Annotated in this window: 11 protein-coding genes; 5 read left to right on the forward strand and 6 right to left on the reverse strand. The window is 70.1% G+C overall.

Features of this window, described 5'->3' with window-relative positions; all coding sequences use genetic code 11:
• Nucleotides 1-4: 4 nt before the first annotated feature.
• From QIS96_RS06935 to QIS96_RS06955, 5 genes are all read right to left on the reverse strand, one after another.
• The gene (locus QIS96_RS06935; protein WP_282541503.1) at nucleotides 5-952 is read right to left on the reverse strand and encodes an ABC transporter permease; all 948 of its coding nucleotides are present in this window, start codon (nucleotides 950-952) and stop codon (nucleotides 5-7) included.
• Complete coding sequence (locus tag QIS96_RS06940; protein WP_282541504.1) at nucleotides 945-1,874, reverse strand: ABC transporter permease; 930 nt, start codon at nucleotides 1,872-1,874, stop codon at nucleotides 945-947. The genes QIS96_RS06935 and QIS96_RS06940 overlap by 8 nt, the downstream gene beginning before the upstream one ends.
• A gap of 81 nt (nucleotides 1,875-1,955) precedes the next feature.
• Entirely contained in the window at nucleotides 1,956-3,584 is a 1,629-nt protein-coding gene (locus QIS96_RS06945) for a peptide ABC transporter substrate-binding protein (RefSeq protein ID WP_282541505.1), read from the reverse strand.
• A gap of 554 nt (nucleotides 3,585-4,138) precedes the next feature.
• Nucleotides 4,139-6,046, reverse strand: coding sequence for a translational GTPase TypA (typA, locus tag QIS96_RS06950; RefSeq protein WP_282541506.1), 1,908 nt, complete (start codon nucleotides 6,044-6,046; stop codon nucleotides 4,139-4,141).
• A 276-nt stretch (nucleotides 6,047-6,322) separates the two neighbouring features.
• On the reverse strand, nucleotides 6,323-8,773 hold the full coding sequence (locus QIS96_RS06955; protein ID WP_282541507.1) for an ABC transporter family substrate-binding protein: 2,451 nt from the start codon (nucleotides 8,771-8,773) through the stop codon (nucleotides 6,323-6,325).
• A gap of 399 nt (nucleotides 8,774-9,172) precedes the next feature.
• Between QIS96_RS06955 and QIS96_RS06960 the strand changes: the two genes are divergently transcribed.
• From QIS96_RS06960 to QIS96_RS06980, 5 genes are all read left to right on the forward strand, one after another.
• On the forward strand, nucleotides 9,173-9,460 hold the full coding sequence (locus QIS96_RS06960; protein WP_282541508.1) for a hypothetical protein: 288 nt from the start codon (nucleotides 9,173-9,175) through the stop codon (nucleotides 9,458-9,460).
• Between the two features lie 61 nt (nucleotides 9,461-9,521).
• Complete coding sequence (locus QIS96_RS06965; protein WP_282541509.1) at nucleotides 9,522-10,346, forward strand: hypothetical protein; 825 nt, start codon at nucleotides 9,522-9,524, stop codon at nucleotides 10,344-10,346.
• The gene (locus tag QIS96_RS06970) at nucleotides 10,346-12,277 is read left to right on the forward strand and encodes a fumarate reductase/succinate dehydrogenase flavoprotein subunit (RefSeq protein ID WP_282541510.1); all 1,932 of its coding nucleotides are present in this window, start codon (nucleotides 10,346-10,348) and stop codon (nucleotides 12,275-12,277) included. Before QIS96_RS06965 ends, QIS96_RS06970 begins: the two co-directional genes overlap by 1 nt.
• Nucleotides 12,274-13,044 (forward strand): succinate dehydrogenase/fumarate reductase iron-sulfur subunit, encoded by a 771-nt coding sequence (locus tag QIS96_RS06975; protein WP_282541511.1) that lies wholly within the window; start codon nucleotides 12,274-12,276, stop codon nucleotides 13,042-13,044. The genes QIS96_RS06970 and QIS96_RS06975 overlap by 4 nt, the downstream gene beginning before the upstream one ends.
• 73 nt (nucleotides 13,045-13,117) lie before the next feature.
• Nucleotides 13,118-15,163, forward strand: a complete 2,046-nt coding sequence (locus tag QIS96_RS06980; RefSeq protein ID WP_408907136.1) for a TPM domain-containing protein — start codon at nucleotides 13,118-13,120, stop codon at nucleotides 15,161-15,163.
• A gap of 112 nt (nucleotides 15,164-15,275) precedes the next feature.
• Here QIS96_RS06980 and QIS96_RS06985 read toward each other — a convergent pair whose 3' ends face one another.
• Complete coding sequence (locus tag QIS96_RS06985; protein ID WP_282541512.1) at nucleotides 15,276-17,966, reverse strand: SpoIIE family protein phosphatase; 2,691 nt, start codon at nucleotides 17,964-17,966, stop codon at nucleotides 15,276-15,278.
• Nucleotides 17,967-18,075: the final 109 nt, after the last annotated feature.

Consider the following 18,075-nt stretch of genomic DNA (forward strand, 5'->3'; position numbering starts at 1 on the left):
TCCCTCAGCGCAGCTTGGGGTCGAGGGCTTCGCGCACCGCGTCGCCGAGCATGATGAACGCGAGCACCGTGATGCTGAGCATTCCCGCGGGGAAGAACAGGATGTGCGGAGCGTTGCGAATGTGATCGCTCGCGGTGTCGATGTCGCCGCCCCAGGACACCTCGTTCGTGCCGAGGCCGAGGCCCAGGTAGGAGAGCGTCGACTCGGCCACGATGTAGACGCCGAGCTGGATGGTGGCGACGACGATCACCGGGGCGATCGCGTTCGGCAGGATGTGCCGGAACAGGATCCGGCTGGTCCCGGCGCCGAGGGCCTTGGCCGCGAGGACGTAGTCCGCGTGCCGGGCCGTGATGACCGCGCCGCGCATGACACGGGCGATGGCCGTCCAGCCGAGGAAGGCGAGCGCGCCGATGACCGTCCACACCGTGCGCTCGGTGAAGGCGTTGAGCACGACCATCGCGCCGAGGATGAACGGGATGCCGAAGAACACGTCGGTGATCCGGGACAGCAGGGTGTCCCAGATGCCGCCGAAGTATCCGGCGAGCATGCCCATCAGGCCGCCGACGACGGTGACGAGCACCGTCACACCGACGCCCACGAGGATGGACACCCGCGTGCCGTAGACCACCCGGGCGTAGATGGAGCGGCCCTGGTTGTCGTAGCCGAACCAGTCGGGCTGGAACACATGGCTCAGCTCCGGCTTGGTCAGGAAGTGCTTGCTCAGGTCGCCGGCGGTCGGGTCCGTACTGCTGAACAGGCCCGGGAAGGCGGACACGAGCAGCAGGAAGAGGATCAGCAGCCCGGAGAGCAGGAACAGCGGCTTCCGGCACAGATCGGCCCAGGCGTCGGCGGCGAGCGAGCGCGGCTTGTCCGGCGCGGGGCCAGCCTCGGCCACGGCGACCGCGGGCTCCTCGACGGTGGGCTTGTCCTTCTTCAGAGTGTTCTCAGGCATAGCGAATCCTCGGGTCAAGGACCGCGTAGAGCAGGTCGACCAACAGGTTGGCGAGGAGGTAGATGAGGACGAACACCGTCACGATGCCGACGATGATCGAACCCTCGCGCCGGGCGAGCGCCTCGAAGAGCAGCTGCCCCACGCCCTGGACGTTGAAGATTCCCTCCGTCACCACGGCTCCGGCCATCAGCGCGCCGATGTCGGTGCCGAGGTAAGTGACCACGGGGATCAGCGAGTTGCGCAGCAGGTGCATGGAGACGATCCGGCGCTGGGGCAGGCCCTTGGCGACGGCCGTGCGCATGTAGTCGGCGCGCGCGTTCTCGGCGATGGAGGTGCGGGTGAGCCGCGCCACGTACGCGAGGGAGAGCGAGCCGAGCACGATGGCCGGCAGCACCAGCTGGGCCATGTCCATGGAGTCCTTGACGTTGGGCGAGACCCAGCCCAACTGCGTGCCGAACACCTGCTGGCTGACCAGGCCGAGCACGAAGACCGGAATCGAGATCACCATGAGGGTGAAGACGGTGACGCCGGTGTCGATGACCTTGCCGCGCTTGACGCCGGCGAGGACGCCGAAGAACAGGCCGAGGACGAGCTCGAAGGTGAACGCCATCAGGCCGAGCCGGATGGAGACCGGGAACGCGTCCGTCATCTGGTCGAGCACCGGTCGGTTACCGGCGATGGTGGTGCCGAAGTCGCCTTGCAGCAGGCCACCGAGATAGTTCAAGTACTGCTGCCAGAGCGGCAGATCGAGACCGAGATCCTTCCGGATGATGGCCATCTGCGCCGGGTCCGGCGGCTTGTCTCCCCAGAGTGCCGCCACCGGGTCGCCGGGCAGCACGTTCACCATCAGGAAGATCAGCAAAGTCGTCCCGATGAACACCGGGATCATCTGGAGCAGTCGCCGCGCGACGTATCGCCCCATTGTGCCTCCGTCCATAGCGGAGCGGCCCGCAGCACCGGCCAGGGTCGCCGACCGGCGCTGCGGGCTCGAACTCCGACTGGATTACTTCTTGTAGACCTCGACCTCGGTGAAGATCGGGTCACCGTCCTGGCCGAACTTCATGTTCTTCACGTTCTCCGAGTGGCCGGAGATCGTGCGGTTGTACCAGAGCGGGATGCCCGGGAAGGTGTTCGCCAGCTGCTTCTCAGCCTGGGTGTACAGCTTCGCGGACTCCTCGACGGTGGCGGCCGCGTCGGCCTTCTTCACCAGGTCGTCGAACTTCTTGTCCGAGAAGTCGGCCTTGTTGCCGGCGACTCCGGTACCGAAGAGGTCACGCAGGAAGTTTCCGTTGAACGGGTAGTCGAGCACCCAGCCGGAGCGGTACATCGACTTGACCTGCTTGGCGTCACGGACCTTCAGGTCGGCCTGGAAGTCCGTCTTGGCGTCGCCCTCGCACTCGACGCCGGTGGCCTGCTTGATGGAGTTGCAGACCGCGACGACCCAGTCCTTGTGCGGCTGGTCGGCGTTGTACTGGATGGAGATCTTGTTCCCCGGAACACCGCCGCCCTCCTTGATGAGAGCCTTGGCCTTCTTGGGGTTGTACTTGCAGAACTCGCCGCAGGTGTCGGCCTCGTAGCCGAGCACGCCCTTGGCGACCCAGCTGGTGGCGGACTCGCGGGTGCCGAAGAACACCGTCTTGTTGATGGTGTCGCGGTCGATCGCCATCGACAGGCCCTGCAGGACCTTGACGTCGATGTCCTTCCACTGCTTCGTGTAGAAGGCCGGGTTGATCGTGTTGATCGCCGAGTAGTCCTGCTCGATCGCCCGGTCGCCGAGGTCTTCCTTGTAGTTGGCGAGCTCGGAGTTGGGGACGATCGGCATGGAGTCGACGTTGTTCGACACCAGGTCGTTGTACGCGGCCGTGTCGGACGTGTACGCCTTGAGGTCGATGCCGCCGTTCTTGGCCTTGTCCGGACCCTTGTAGTCGTCGTTCCGGACGAGCTGGATCGACTTCTTGTGCTCCCAGGACTTCAGCTTGTAGGGGCCGTTGCCGACCGGCTTCTCGCCGTAGCCCTCGGGGTCCTTGAAGAAGCCGCTGGGCAGCGGCGAGAACACCGGGTACGCCAGCTTGTAGTGGAAGTACGGGATGCCGTCGGCCAGCGTGATGGTGAAGGTCTGGTCGTCGACGACCTTCAGCCCGGACATCTTGTCCTTCTTGGGCTTGCCCTTCTCCGGGTGGACGTCGGCGTAGCCCTCGATGTCGGAGAACCAGGAGGAGTTGACCTGCTTGTTCTCGACGTTGGCCGCCCAGTTCCAGGCGTCGACGAAGGACTTCGCGGTGACCTCTTCGCCGTTGTGGAACTTCCAGCCCTTCTTGAGCTTGACCGTCCAGACCTTGTTGTCCTTGTCCGGGGTGACGGACTCGGCGTTGGTCATGGTGATCTCGCCCTTGTCGTTGTAGTCGACAAGGCCGGAGAAGATCGCCTCGATGGTGACGGAGCCGTACGCCTCCATCGTGTTGGCAGGCTGCAGCGGGTTCTGCGGCTCGCCGTTGGCGTAGCTCACGATGCCGTTGGGGTCAACTTCCTTGTTGGCGTTGGCCTCTTCAGTACCGCCGCCACCACAGGCCGTCGCGCCCAGCGCCACCACGGCTGCTATCGCGACCCACTTGGCGCTCTTGGCACCGCGCATGGGTTCCTCCTCATGAGTCCACTTGTTCACTACAAGAGAGGGCACGCGACTTCCCACCGACACCCCTGACGGCGAGAGTTGAGTGCCCCAGTGTGCTCGTGAGTCGGCGCTCCCCACAGCGCGTGACCCATTGACCCGAGCTCTTCGCGCTCAACTATTAGCCATGGGCACCTACCCGGCCACACCCTTTTGGTCTCGGTTCGATCACACCTGACGCGTACATCTTCCGAAATATGGACAAACCGATCCGAGATAGATAGTCGCGAAACGGACTCGTTACACATCTATCGGTCAGCGATGTCCGAAATCCGGACGACCCGTGAGACAAAACCAGTTGCGCGGCAGGGCGCTCGCGCTGCAGCGTTCAAGGCGCGTAGACCCCGGGGCGGAGGACACCGCCGAAAACCTCGCCGAGGACACCTCGGAACACCCCCAAAACGCCGACTGGCCCGACTCTACGCCGAGTTGGGGCGCAGAGACGGGCCAGTCGCGGGATCCGCCGGGGCTGCCGTCGTGGAACGGTCAGCCTTTCAGGGCCTGTTGGGGCAGTTGTGTCAGTTGTGCTTGGCGCGCGAGGCGGCGCGGGCGCGCTCGGTCTTGTCCAGGTTCACCTTGCGGATACGGACGGCTTCCGGGGTGACCTCGACGCACTCGTCGTCGCGGCAGAACTCCAGGCACTGCTCCAGGGAGAGCTTGCGGGCCGGCACCACGTTCTCGGTGGTGTCTGCGGAAGCCGCACGCATGTTGGTGAGCTTCTTCTCCTTGGTGATGTTCACGTCCATGTCGTCGGAGCGCGAGTTCTCGCCGACGATCATGCCCTCGTACACCTCGGTGCCGGGCTCGGTGAACAGGACGCCGCGCTCCTGCAGGTTGATCATCGCGAACGGCGTGACCGAACCGGCGCGGTCGGCGACGAGTGAACCGTTGTTACGGGTCGTCAGCGTGCCGAACCACGGCTCGTGGCCCTCGTGGATCGAGTGCGCGATGCCCGTACCGCGGGTGTTGGTGAGGAACTCCGTGCGGAAGCCGATGAGGCCGCGGGACGGGACGACGAACTCCATGCGCACCCAGCCGGAGCCGTGGTTCGACATGTTGTCCATGCGGCCCTTGCGGACGCCCATGAGCTGGGTGACGGCGCCCATGTGCTCCTCGGGCACGTCGATCGTCATGCGCTCGACCGGCTCGTGCGTCTTGCCGTCGATCTCCTGCGTGACGACCTGCGGCTTGCCGATGGTCAGCTCGAAGCCCTCGCGGCGCATCTGCTCGACCAGGATCGCCAGGGCCAGCTCACCGCGGCCCTGCACCTCCCAGGCGTCGGGGCGCTCGGTGTCGAGGACGCGCAGCGAGACGTTACCGATCAGCTCGCGGTCCAGACGGTCCTTGACCTGGCGGGCCGTGACCTTGCGGTCCTTGACGGCGGACTTGGCGTCCGCGCCCTTGCCGGTGCCGCCGCGGCCGACGAGCGGCGAGGTGTTCGTACCGATGGTCATGGAGATCGCGGGCTCGTCGACCGTGATCAGCGGGAGGGCGACCGGGTTCTCCGGGTCGGCCAGGGTCTCGCCGATCATGATGTCGGGGATACCGGCGACGGCGCAGATGTCACCGGGGCCCGCGACCTCGGCGGGCTTGCGGGTGAGCGCCTCGGTCATCATCAGCTCGGAGATGCGGACGTTGGAGACCGAGCCGTCGCGCTTCATCCAGGCCACGGTCTGGCCCTTGCGGAGCTCGCCCTGCTCGACGCGGAGCAGCGCGATACGGCCGAGGAAGTTGTCGGCGTCGAGGTTGGTGACGTGCGCCTGCAGCGGGGCGGCCTCGTCGTACTCCGGCGCGGGGACGTGCTGGAGCAGCGTGGAGAAGAACGGCTCCAGGTTGGTGCTGTCCGCGGGGACGGTGCCGTCCTCCGGCTTGGTCAGCGAGGCGACGCCGTCACGGCCGCAGGCGTAGACGATCGGGAACTCGATCTGGTCCTCGTCGGCGTCCAGGTCGAGGAACAGGTCGTACGTCTCGTTGACGACCTCGTCGATCCGGGAGTCCGGGCGGTCCGTCTTGTTGATGCAGAGGATGACGGGGAGCCGCTGCTGCAGGGCCTTGCGCAGCACGAAGCGGGTCTGCGGCAGCGGGCCCTCGGAGGCGTCCACGAGCAGCACGACCGCGTCCACCATCGACAGACCGCGCTCGACCTCGCCACCGAAGTCGGCGTGGCCGGGGGTGTCGATGATGTTGATCGTGATCGGCTCGCCACCGTCCTTGGGGTGGTACTTCACCGCCGTGTTCTTGGCCAGGATCGTGATGCCCTTCTCACGCTCCAGGTCGTTCGAGTCCATGACGCGGTCGTCGACGGAGTCGAGCTGGTGCGCGGCGAAGGCACCGGCCTGCTTGAGCATGGCATCGACGATGGTCGTCTTGCCGTGGTCGACGTGGGCGACGATGGCGACGTTACGAATGTCGTGGCGCGTGGGCATACGAGCTGCGCTTCTCCCAGGAAGAGTGGAGGGCCTGTTGCGTACGGTCCGGTACGCGAGCCCTGCCGGGCTGAACACGCCACGGCCTTACCCCATCCTACGTTGACCTGGCAGGGGCGGCATGGTCGGGGGCCGCCGCAGCCCGGTCCGGGACGGGGTGGGGTGAGGAAAGACACAGGTCAATGGGTGTGGAAAGCAGCTTGCCCGCCGGGGGGCTCCGGCGGGCAAGGGGCTTGAGCGAGTTCTGAGCCGCCGCCGCTGCGGCCGCTCCCGTGGTTACTGCTTCTTCTGCTGCCCGGCGGCCCCCGACTTCAGGTAGCCGATGTCCTCGTAGTGCGGCGACTCGAAGCCGAACGCCCCGGCGTTCGCGAGGTTCGCCCTGACCGCGAAGAGCTGCGGCCGCTGGTAGAGCGGCACGGACCCGGCCTCGGCCCAGATCCGGGCGTCGGCCTTGCGCACCAGCTCGCGCGCCTTCGACTCGTCGAGCTCCGCCGCGGCCTGCTCGAAGAGCTGGTCGATGTGGTCGGTGCCGACGCGGGTGTAGTTCTGCTCGACGTTCAGCGAGCCGTCCTCCGCGGGCACGGGCTTGGCGAAGATCGGCCGGCCGTCGGTGGCGGGGTAGGCGGAGGCGGGCCACGAGTAGAGCGCCAGGTCGTACTGGCCGGACGCGATGTGGTCCTTGAAGTAGCTGCCGTCCTCGACCTTCTCGATCTCCGTGCGGATGCCGATCCGCTCCAGCATGCGGGCGATCTTGTCGCCGACGGTGCGCAGGGACTCGGAGCCGGGGCCCGAGGGGAGCACGAAGCGGAGGGTCAGGGCCTTGCCGTCCTTGGCGAGCGGCCCGGAGGCGGCCTTGCCGGCGGAGCCCTTGGAGCCCTTGGAGCCCTTGGAGTTCTTTTCCTTGGAGCCCTTGTCCTTGGACTTGTCCTTGGACTTGTCCTTGGACTTGTCCTTGGACTTGTCCTCGCCCTCGGCCTCGGCCTTCGCCTTCTCGGACTTGTCCTTGTCCTTGGCCTTCTCGTGCTCCTTGTTGCTGTCCTTCTTGCTGTCCTTCTCGTGCTCCTTCTTGCCCTCGGGGGACTTCGCCTTCTCGCCGTCCTCCTTCTTGCCCTCCTTCTTCTCTTCCTTCTTTTCCTTCTTCTTCTCCTCGCCGTTCTCTTCCTTCGGGGCCGCCGTGCCCTTCGGGGCGTACGCGCCGGGGACGCTGTTCTTGCTCTTGGCCTGCTGCCGGTCCTCGGTGTCGCCGGGCTTGTCGTCCTGACCGACGATGTACGTGCCGTCGTCGGACTCGGACTCGGAGCCCTTCGCCGGCTTGCTCTTCTTCTTGTCGGCCTTGGAGCCCGCGCCCTTCCCCACGATCGCGCCGCCCCGCTCCCAGCCCGCCTCGGCGAGGAGCGCCTGGGCCTCGGCGGTGTCCTGGCTGCCGAGGGCCTTGCTGTTGTCGGCGTACGCGTACTGCCCGGCGAGGGCGAGGTGGCTGCCGACCGGCGCCGCGGGCAGACCGAGGGGCTTGAGGACGGTCTCGGCGATCTCCTCGCGGTCGATGGCACGGGCCACCGCACGGCGTACGCGCTCGTCGGCGAGCGGTCCGCCGGCGCCGTTCAGCGCGAGCTGGGTGTAGGCGGGTTCGAGGGACTTGCGGACCTTGAAGTCGCGCAGTCCGTTCTGCTGCTTCGCGTACTCGGCGATCGCCTCGCGGTTCTTCTTACGGGCCTCGATCTCGGTCTCGGCCTCCTCCTCGCCCTTCGCGCCGTTCGCGATCGCCCAGGAGCGCAGCGCCTGCGCGGGCGTGAGGTCGGTGCCGGGGCCGTGGGCCAGCGGGCCCTTCGACCCGGCGTCGCGGGCGGCGAGCGAGATCCGCTCGGCCTCGGCGGAGCCGATCTCGGCCAGGTCGACCTTGCCCTCGGCGAGCGCGGCGGCCCGCTGTGCGCGCGGCACGGCGCGGAAGACCAGCTTCTGCAGCTTGGCGGGCTCGCCCCACCAGCGCGGGTTGCGGACCAGCGTCATCTCGCCGGCCTTGCGGTCCGTCCCCTCGATGCTGAACGGGCCTGCCGACACCTTCAGCTTGGTGCGCGCACCGTCGTTGAAGGTGTCCGGCGTCCCCATGACCTGCTTGGGGTACAGCGGCGAGAACAGCGACCGCCAGTCCGCGTACGGCTTGGCGAAGGTGACCCGTACCTCCAGGTCGTTGGCGCCGCGCTCGACCTTCTCGATGCGGTCGTAGCCGGCGTTGCGCGCCGTCCAGTAGGCGCTGTCCTTGCCGGACAGGGCGCGCCACTGGGCGGCGAAGTCCGCGGCGCCGATCTCCCGGCCGTCGCTCCAGACCGCCTGCTGGTTGAGCTTGTAGAGCACGACCTGCTTGGGCTCGCGCTCGACGATCTCGGCCTTCTCCAGGAAGTCCGGGTTGGCCTGCGGCCGGCCCTTCGCATCGAGCGTGAACATCGACGGCAGTACGGCCCCCGCGACCCGGCTCGTGGCCGAATCGGCGTCCGCCTGGAAGGAGTTGAGGGTCTGCGGAAGCCCGTCCACGGCCCAGGTGACTTTGCCCCCGTCGACGACTGCATCGCGCGCGGCGGGCGCGATGTCCTGAGCGGCGGCGGGGGCGCCGGACTCGTCGGACGAGCCGCAGCCGGCCAGGGCGGGCACGGCGAGGACTCCCGTGGTGAGGAGGGCGGCAGCTCTGCGGACATGGCGCTTTCTGACGCCGGCCGAATCGAGTCGGGCCATGGCTAGGTACCTCCGGGGCTCGCCCGGCCGCCCGATTCCGGTTTGGGCCGGGTTTGATCACGTTTGGCGGTATAAGGAGTTGATCACACCTATCGCCCCCACTGAAGGTGACGGGCGCGCGCTCGCGCCACTGACACGGCGACACGCCGCGAGAACCCCACCCGTTTCGCCCAACGCGGCACCCCCGCACGGGGTACGCGACCCGGGCCCGCCCCGGTCGACCGCGCCGCAACGCCCCGAAGGACGCCGGTCACGGACGGGCGCGGGTGCACACCGTCCGGCCACGGCCCGTGCCGAAGTGCTCAATCCGTACCGATCCCTTCACAATCGGGGATGTGACGCGCGACACTCTCAGGCGCACTGGCACTGCCACCGCACCGGCGGAAAAGAGGGCAACCCATGTCCCTGCAGGACGATCTGACGGCCGTGCAGCGCTGCCTCGATGAGCTGGTCCGTTCCGTCGGACGGCTCGAGCAGCATGTGGGCGGCGGCGTGGACCTGCGCCGTGTGCGCACGGACACCGACCATCTGCGCGACAGCCTCGCCCTGCTGCGCGAGGCCGCTCCCGAGCTCGCCTCCCGCCCCAGGCCCGAGGTGATCCACATCCCCGACCAGCCCTACGACCGCGCCCTGTGGTCGGACGTCGACGACGAGGGGCTCGGCGCGAGCGACCGACGCGCGCCCTGACCCGAGAGCCCACCGCCCCGCCCGACCGCCACCCCCGGAAGCTCTCCCCCTGGAGATCCCGTTGGCCACTGGCACCGAACCCGACCTCGATCCCGCGGGCGGCGTGCGCGGCGCGACGCGTGCCGCCATCGCCGCCCCGCATCTGCGCACCGACCGCTGGTGGCTGTCCCCCGCGCTGACCGCAGCCGGACTGCTCGCCTTCGTCGTCTACTCGACCTGGCGGGCCTTCGCCAACGCCGACTACTACGCGGCCCCGTACGTCTCGCCGTTCTACTCGCCGTGCCTGGCGGAGAACTGCGTGCCGATGAAGGGCGGGCCCAACTGGGAGATCCTCGGGGGCTGGTGGGGGCTCTCGCCCGCGCTCCTCATCCTGATCTTCCCGCTCGGCTTCCGGCTGACCTGCTACTACTACCGCAAGGCGTACTACCGGGGCTTCTGGGCCTCGCCGCCCGCCTGCGCGGTGGCCGAGCCGCACCGGAAGTACAGCGGTGAGACGCGCTTCCCGCTGATCCTGCAGAACGTCCACCGGTACTTCTTCTACGCGGCCGTGCCGGTGGCGGGCATCCTCACGTACGACACCGTGCTCGCCTTCCGGGACGAGCACTACGCGTGGGGGCACATGGGGCTCGGGACCGTGGTGATGGTCGTGAACATCGGGCTCATCTGGGCGTACACGCTGTCGTGCCACTCCTGCCGGCACATCGTCGGCGGCAAGCTGAAGCACTTCTCGAAGCATCCCGTGCGGTACCGGCTGTGGCAGTGGGTCGGGAAGCTGAACGACCGTCATATGCAGCTCGCCTGGGTCTCGTTGCTCAGCGTGGCCGGCGCCGACTTCTACGTGTACCTGGTCGCCTCCGGCGCCATCGAGGATCTGAGGTTCTTCTGATGTCTCAAGTGGAGCGGCTGCAGTGGGACGTCGTCGTGGTGGGCGCGGGCGGCGCCGGGCTGCGCGCCGCGATCGAGGCGCGCGAGCAGGGGGCTCGTACGGCCGTGATCTGCAAGTCGCTGTTCGGCAAGGCGCACACGGTGATGGCCGAGGGCGGCATCGCAGCGGCGATGGGCAACGTCAACGACCACGACGACTGGCGGGTGCACTTCCGGGACACCATGCGCGGCGGCAAGTTCCTCAACCAGTGGCGGATGGCCGAGCTGCACGCGCGCGAAGCCCCGGACCGGGTCTGGGAGTTGGAGACCTGGGGCGCGCTCTTCGACCGGACCGCGGACGGGCGGATCTCGCAGCGGAACTTCGGCGGGCACGAGTACCCGCGGCTCGCACACGTCGGCGACCGTACGGGCCTTGAGCTGATCCGCACGCTGCAGCAGAAGATCGTGGAGCTGCAGCAGGAGGACCATCGCGAACTCGGCGACTACGAAGCCCGGTTGAAGGTCTTCCAGGAGTGCACCGTCACCCGGATCGTCAAGGACGCCGACGGCAAGGTGTGCGGGGTGTTCTGCTACGAGCGCGAGTCCGGGCGGTTCTTCGTCATCGAGGCGCCCTCCGTGGTGATCGCGACCGGGGGCATCGGCAAGTCCTTCAAGGTGACGTCCAATTCGTGGGAGTACACGGGGGACGGGCACGCGCTCGCCCTGCTCGCGGGGGCCCCGCTGCTCAACATGGAGTTCGTGCAGTTCCATCCGACCGGAATGGTCTGGCCGCCGTCCGTCAAGGGCATCCTCGTCACCGAGTCGGTGCGCGGGGACGGCGGGGTGCTCAGGAACTCCGAGGGCAAGCGGTTCATGTTCGACTACATCCCGGACGTCTTCAAGGAGAAGTACGCGGAGTCGGAGGCCGAGGGCGACCGCTGGTACGACGACCCGGACCACAACCGCCGCCCGCCCGAACTCCTCCCCCGCGACGAGGTCGCCCGCGCCATCAACTCCGAGGTGAAGGCGGGCCGCGGCTCCCCGCACGGCGGCGTGTTCCTGGACGTCTCGACGCGGATGCCGCCCGACGTCGTGCGGCGCCGACTCCCGTCCATGTACCACCAGTTCAAGGAGCTGGCCGACGTCGACATCACCGCCGAGGCGATGGAGGTCGGCCCGACCTGCCACTACGTGATGGGCGGCATCGCCGTCGACTCCGACTCGGCGGCCGCGCGCGGTGTGCCCGGCCTGTACGCGGCCGGTGAGGTCGCGGGCGGCATGCACGGCTCCAACCGGCTCGGCGGCAACTCGCTGTCCGACCTGCTCGTCTTCGGGCGGCGGGCCGGGCTGCACGCCGCCCGGTACGCCGCCGGACTCGACGTACGGCCCGTGGTGGACGAGGGCCAGGTGGACGCGGCCGCGGCCGAGGCGCTCAGGCCGTTCTCCGCGGAGGCGCCGGAGGAGGGCGCGCCGCCGGAGAACCCGTACACCCTGCACCAGGAGCTGCAGCAGACGATGAACGACCTCGTCGGGATCATCCGGCGGGAGCCCGAGATGGCCGAGGCCCTGCAGAAGCTGGCCGAGCTGCGGGTGCGGGCGCGGCGGGCCGGGGTCGAGGGGCACCGGCAGTTCAACCCCGGCTGGCACCTCTCGCTCGACCTCAGGAACATGCTGCTCGTCTCGGAGTGCATCGCGCGCGCCGCCCTGGAGCGCACCGAGTCGCGCGGCGGCCACACCCGCGAGGACTGGCCCGGCATGGACCGGCGGTGGCGGCGCGCCAACCTCCTGTGCCGGCTCGCCGACCCGACGGGCGGGCTCGCGGCCACCGACCCGGTGCGCGGGCAGATCCGGCTCGAACGCGAGGAGACCGAACCCATCCGACCCGACCTGCTCGCCCTCTTCGACAAGGAGGAGCTGGTCAAGTACCTCAGCGAAGAGGAGCTCCACGAGTGACGTCGTACGAAGCGGGCTTCAGGGTCTGGCGCGGGGACACCTCGGGCGGCGGCCTGGAGGACTTCAAGGTCGAGGTCAACGACGGCGAGGTCGTCCTCGACATCATCCACCGGCTGCAGGCCACGCAGGCCCCCGATCTGGCCGTGCGCTGGAACTGCAAGGCGGGCAAGTGCGGTTCGTGCTCGGCGGAGGTCAACGGGCGGCCGCGACTCATGTGCATGACCCGGATGTCGACGTTCACCCGGGACGAGGTCATCACGGTGACGCCGCTGCGGGCCTTCCCGGTCGTACGGGACCTGGTGACCGACGTCGGCTTCAACTACACGAAGGCCCGCGAGGTCCCGGCGTTCGTGCCGCCCGCCGAGCTCGGGCCCGGCGAGTACCGGATGATGCAGGAGGACGTGGACCGCTCGCAGGAGTTCCGCAAGTGCATCGAGTGCTTCCTGTGCCAGGACACCTGCCATGTGGTGCGCGACCACGAGGAGAACAAGGGCGCGTTCGCGGGCCCCCGCTTCCTGATGCGCGTCGCCGAGCTGGACATGCACCCGCTGGACTCCGCCGAGGCCGAGGGCCTGGACCGCAAGACGACGGCCCAGGACGAGCACGGCCTCGGCTACTGCAACATCACCAAGTGCTGTACGGAGGTGTGCCCGGAGGGCATCCGGATCACCGACAACGCCCTGATCCCGCTGAAGGAACGGGCCGCGGACCGGAAGTACGACCCCCTGGTGTGGCTGGGCAACACCATCCGGCGGCGCTCACGGTGAGCGTGACGCGGTCGCGGGCGGCCGGTCCACTGTCCAGTCGCGACCGGACATAACGGGACATACGCTCCCCCATGTGACGCCCTCCCGCTCGCTGCCCTGCATAGCCGGCCGGGCCGCCCTCGCCGTGCTCGGGCTGCTCGTCCTGCTCGTGCAGGTCACGCGCCCGGCGCACGCCGACGATCCGGTCAGGCTCTCCACCGGCGGGCAGGTCACCGACGAGGCAGGGGCGCTCGACGACCGCGAGGACACCGTGGACGCCGTCGAGAAGGCGCTCGACCGGCTCCACGACGACGGCGGCGTCCAGCTCTTCGTCGTCTACGTACCCGACTTCTCCGGCCTCGCCGCCCGCGACTGGGCCGACGAGACGGCCCGCCGCAACAGCCTCGGCGCCGACGACGCGCTGCTCGCCGTCGCCACGCAGGACCGGCAGTACGCCACCTCCGTCGACCAGGACTCACCGCTCGGCGACGCACAGCTGCGGGAGGTCGCCCGCACCGCGATCGTGCCGGCGCTGCGCCGGCACGACTGGGCCGGCGCGGCCATCGGCGCCGCCGACGGCTACCGGGCCGTGCTCGCCGGGCAGCCCGTGCCCACCCCGCGGATCACGCCCGGCCCCGCCGACCCGGAGCCCGGCTCGGACCGGGTCACCGGGGACCTGATCCTGCCGATCGTCGTGGTGGTCGGGGCGGGCGCCCTCGCCGCGTACGCGTACACCCGGCGCAAGCGGCGGGCCGCCACCCGCACCACCCCGCACGGCGGCGAGCGGAGGCCGCCCGCGGCGCCGCTCGACGAGCTCGACGCGGAGGCGCGGCGGCTGCTCGTCGCGACCGACGACGCGGTCCGCACCAGCACCGAGGAACTCGGCTTCGCCCGCGCCCAGTTCGGCGACGAGGCGGTCGCGCCGTTCGCCGCGGCCCTCACGTACGCGGGCGCCGAGCTGACGGCCGCGTTCCGGCTGCGGCAGCGCCTGGACGACGCGACGCCGGAGAACGACACGACCCGGCGGCGGATGCTCGAGGAGATCGTCAGCCGCTGTACGACGGCCGACCGGCGGCTCGACGACGAGTCCGCCGCCTTCGACGCACTGCGCGACCTGGAGAAACACGCCCCGGACGCGCTCGCCCACGCCGAGGAGGAGTTCCGGCAGATCACCGCCCGCGCCGACACCGCCGCGGCGACGCTCACCGCGCTCACGAACCGGTACGCGGACTCCGCCTCCGCCCCCGTCGCCGGCCACGTCGACGAGGCGCGGGAACGGCTCGCCTTCGCCGACGACCGGCTCGCCCCGGCCCGGGAGTGCGTGGCCGCGGGAGACAACGGGCGGGCCGCGGTCCATCTGCGGGCCGCCGAGGGCGCGTTGGACCAGGCGGCCACGCTCGTCGACGCGGTCGACCGGCTCGCCCAGGAGATCGCCGAGGCCAGCGGGAAACTGCCGGGCGCGCTCACCGAGACCGACGCCGACCTCGCGGACGCGCGCGGGATCCTCGACGGCACCCCGTCCGGCACGCCTACGGCCGACCTGCAGGGGCGGATCAGGCGGGCCGAGGCGGTCGCCCACGACGTACGCGCCGAGATGGCGGCGGAGCGCTTCGACCCGATCGACGCGCTGCGCCGGGTCAAGGAGGCGGACGCGGCGCTCGACGCGGCCCTCGCCGGCGCCCGCGAGCGCGAGAGCGCGGACCGGCGCGCCCACACGCTCCTCGACCCTGCCCTGCTCACCGCGCGCAGCGCGATCGGCACCGCCGCCGACTATGTGACGACGCACCGCGGCGCCGTCGGCAGCCCCGCCAGGACCCGCCTCGCCGAGGCCGAACGGCACCTCGCCGAGGCGGAGTCGCTGCGCGCCGACGACGCCTCGGACGCGCTCGCCGCGGCGCAGCGCGCGGACGCCCTGGCCGGCCAGGCGCGACAGCTCGCGGAGCGGGACGTGGCCGGGTTCGAGAGCCCGTACGGCAGGGGCGTCGGTGGCATCGGGGGCGGCGGTCGCGGCATGGGCGGGGCGGTGCTCGGCGGGATCATCCTCGGCGAACTGTTCGGCGGGCGTGGGGGCGGGGGCGGGCCCGGGAGTTTCGGTGGGGGTGGGACTCGGGGGCGCAGGGGCGGCGGGGGGCGGTTCTGAACTGCGCGACCAACCCCCACCGCGCGGCAGCCGAAAAACAGCCGAGGGATGGGGCGAAGCCCCGGGACAGGGGCGCGGGGGTGGGCCCCCGGGGAGCCGAAGAGGGCGCGCCCTAGAACATGCTCAGCAACGCCTCCACCGAAGGCTCCGCCGCGGACTCCCCGTCCGGGAGGGCAAGTTCGAACCACACCGTCTTGCCACGCGGAGTACGCCGCGATCCCCACGCCGCGCTGAGCAGGCCGACCAGCTGAAGCCCACGCCCGCCCTCGTCCGTATCGCGCGCGCGGCGCCGCCGCGGCTGGACCAGGCCCGCGTCCCAGACCTCGCAGACCAGACTGCGGTCGAGCAGCAGGCGCAGCCTGATCTCCCCTTCCCCGTACCGCAACGCGTTCGTCACCAGCTCGCTGACCAGCAACTCCGTGGTGTCGACGAGGGGTTCGAGGTCCCAGGCGAGCAGCTGCGCGCGGGCGTACTCGCGGGCGCGGCCGACCGAGCGGGGCTCGCGGGGCAGCGTCCAGTCGCCGACGGCATCCCCGGGCAGGCCCTGTACGCGGGCCATGAGGAGCGCGATGTCGTCCTCGCCGTGGTGGGTGTTCAGGGTGTCGAGGACGTGGTCGCAGACGTCTTCGAGGGAGCGGGGCTCGGCGGAGGTCTCGGCGGAGGTCTCGGCGGAGGTCTCCGCGGCGTCCGACGCCGGAGGCGTGATCGCGTTGCGGAAGGCGCGCAGGCCGTCGTCGAGCGGGTGGTCGCGGGATTCGACGAGCCCGTCGGTGTAGAGGGCGAGCAGCGCGCCCTCGGGGAGTTCGACCTCGACCTCCTCGAAGGGCTCGCCGCCGACGCCGAGCGGCATCCCGGGCGGCACGTCGAGCATCTGCGCCGCCTCGCCGGGTTCGACGAGCACGGGCGGCAGATGGCCCGCGTTAGCGAACGTACAGCGTCGGGTGACCGGGTCGTAGACCGCGTAGACGCAGGTCGCGAGGTACACCTCGGACGGGTCGATGTCGCGGCCCTGGAGGGCGCGGCGGGTGGACTGCGGGGACTGCGGGGGCCGCAGCTGGCCGCCCGCAGTGTGGCCGGGGTTGCCGAGGCCGCGGGCGATCTCGTCGAGCGCGGAGAGGACTTCGGCGGGTTCGAGGTCGAGGAGCGCCAACGTCCGTACGGCGGTGCGGAGTTCGCCCATGGCGACGGCGGCGCGCAGGCCGCGGCCCATCACGTCGCCGACGACGAGCGCGGTGCGGTGGCCGGGGAGTTCGATGACGTCGAACCAGTCGCCGCCGACCTCGGTGGCGGCGTTGCCGGGCAGGTAGCGGCAGGCGATGTCGAGTCCGGAGGCCTCGGGGTCGCCGGGCGGGAGCAGGGAGCGCTGCAGGATGAGTGCGCGCTCGTGCTCTCTTCGATAGAGGCGGGCGTTGTCGATGCAGACGGCGGCGCGGGCGGCGAGTTCCACGGCGAGGGCCCGGTCGCGTTCGCCGAAGGGTTCGCTGCCCTTGGCGCGGGAGAAGCGGGCGAGGCCGACGACGGTGTCGTGGGCGACCATCGGCACGGCGAGCGTGGACTGCAGGAGGCCGTTCTCGTCGCCGCCGGAGATGGTGACGGGCCGTGCGGTGCGCAGGGCGTCCGCGCAGGGCGAGTTGAAGCTGTAGCGGTGGACGGCGCCGACGGTGACGGGGGCGGCGCCGGCCTCGGCGAACGGGGCGTCGGACACGGCGCTGGCGAAGGCGACCCGGCGCAGCTCGGCGGAGCCGTCGGCGAGGCTGTCGACCTGCGCGGACTCGTCGCCGTCGAGGAGCCCCTGGTAGAGGTCGACGGAGGCGAGGTCGCAGAAGACGGGGACGGTGACGTCGAGGAGTTCGCGTGCGGTGGTCTCCAGGTCGAGGGAGTTGCCGATGCGGGCGCCGGCCTCGTTGAGGAGGGCGAGGTTGCGGCGGGCGTGGGCGGCCTCGCGGGCGGCGGCGTGCCGTCGGGTGACGTCGGTGCCGAGTCCGGCTATGCCGATGGGGCGGCCGCTGCCGCTGTGGACGCGGTAGAGGTTGATCGACCAGTGCCGCCGGTCGTTCTTGGCGCCGGGCGCGGGGCCGACGAGCTGCATGTCCGTCACGGACTCGCCGGTGTCCAGGACGTGCCGCAGCGCGCCCTGCAGCCGCTCGGCCTCCTGCCGCGGCAGGTAGTCGTGCACGGTGCGGCCGCGGTGCTCGTCCCCCTCCCCGCCGAAGACGGCGGCGAAGCGGCGGTTGACGCGCTGCACCTTGAGGTCGGTGCCGAAGAGCAGGAAGCCGAACGGCGATTGGCCGAAAATGGCCTGGGACGCGGCGAGGTCGGTCTCGATCCTGCGCAGGGCCCGTACGTCGACGACGATGCAGACCGCAGCCTTGTCGCCGTGCTCGGTCTCGGTGGGCATCACATAGACCTCGGCGATGCCGTCCGGGGCGCGGCCGCCGTCGGTGCGGAACGGGACGACGCCCGTCCACTCGCGGCCGTCGAGTATCTCGGCGACCTTGCGGTGGCCGCGGTCGCGCAGGTCGGCGGGGACGAAGGCCTCGATCGGGTCCTTGCCGACGGCGTCCCGCGCGGGCACTCCGAAGAGCTGCTCGGCGCGGAGCGACCACTGGTCGATCAGACCGTCGGGGCCGATGGAGAAGGAAGCGACCTTGACATAGTCGTAGATCGAGCCGGGCGGGCTCGACTGCCAGACGATGTCGCCGCCCGGCGTCTCGCCGCTTCGCTGCTCGGGCGTCCGCGCCCTGGCTGGTATCTCGCTCAACGCGACCGTCCCCTCCAGCTCACCGCCACCGACCAGGTCCATCGGACGGCTTGCCCGCAGTATCCAGCACTACGGCCGCACGCAACACCGCGTTCACATCTCCTGTCCGTCCCGACACATTCCGGCCGTGTGCCGTCGGGGTGCGGAAGGA

The organism is Streptomyces cavernicola, from assembly GCF_029968035.1.
GTDB lineage: Bacteria > Actinomycetota > Actinomycetes > Streptomycetales > Streptomycetaceae > Streptomyces > Streptomyces cavernicola.

Excerpts from the sequence above, each read along its gene's own strand:
- QIS96_RS06935 (WP_282541503.1), bottom strand. The coding sequence starts at position 952 with ATGCCTGAGAACACTCTGAAGAAGGACAAGCCCACCGTCGAGGAGCCC.
- QIS96_RS06940 (WP_282541504.1), bottom strand. The coding sequence starts at position 1,874 with ATGGGGCGATACGTCGCGCGGCGACTGCTCCAGATGATCCCGGTGTTC.
- QIS96_RS06945 (WP_282541505.1), bottom strand. The coding sequence starts at position 3,584 with ATGCGCGGTGCCAAGAGCGCCAAGTGGGTCGCGATAGCAGCCGTGGTG.
- typA (WP_282541506.1), bottom strand. The coding sequence starts at position 6,046 with ATGCCCACGCGCCACGACATTCGTAACGTCGCCATCGTCGCCCACGTC.
- QIS96_RS06955 (WP_282541507.1), bottom strand. The coding sequence starts at position 8,773 with ATGGCCCGACTCGATTCGGCCGGCGTCAGAAAGCGCCATGTCCGCAGA.
- QIS96_RS06960 (WP_282541508.1), top strand. The coding sequence starts at position 9,173 with ATGTCCCTGCAGGACGATCTGACGGCCGTGCAGCGCTGCCTCGATGAG.
- QIS96_RS06970 (WP_282541510.1), top strand. The coding sequence starts at position 10,346 with ATGTCTCAAGTGGAGCGGCTGCAGTGGGACGTCGTCGTGGTGGGCGCG.
- QIS96_RS06985 (WP_282541512.1), bottom strand. The coding sequence starts at position 17,966 with ATGGACCTGGTCGGTGGCGGTGAGCTGGAGGGGACGGTCGCGTTGAGC.